Here is a 291-nt window from a genome sequence, read left to right as displayed (position 1 = left end):
GCACAGGCTCGAACTATTGATCATCTAGGCAAAGGTCAAATTGCTGATGCTCCTACTGCTGTTAGTGAATTATGGAAAAACTCATACGATGCTTACGCAAGAGATGTGGCGCTTCATTTATATGATGCAGATATAAAGTGTGGAGCGATTATCGACAATGGCTGCGGAATGACATTTGATCAGCTAAGTGACAGCTGGTTAACCATTGGTACTGCCTCAAAAACCACTAAAAAACTTCTTCCGGCAGAAGATCGTTTTGACTTACCTGATCGTTCTACGCAAGGTGAAAAA

At 41.9% G+C, this 291-nt stretch carries 1 protein-coding gene; it reads left to right on the top strand.

What is annotated here, in order from left to right; all coding sequences use genetic code 11:
* The coding region (locus tag AAEY75_RS14535; RefSeq protein ID WP_352259959.1) for an ATP-binding protein at window positions 1-291 on the top strand (291 nt) is incomplete at both ends.

The sequence above is a fragment of the Psychrobacter sp. TB55-MNA-CIBAN-0194 genome, from assembly GCF_040309505.1.
Classification (GTDB): domain Bacteria; phylum Pseudomonadota; class Gammaproteobacteria; order Pseudomonadales; family Moraxellaceae; genus Psychrobacter; species Psychrobacter fozii.
This window is presented reverse-complemented; position numbering and strand designations above follow the sequence as displayed.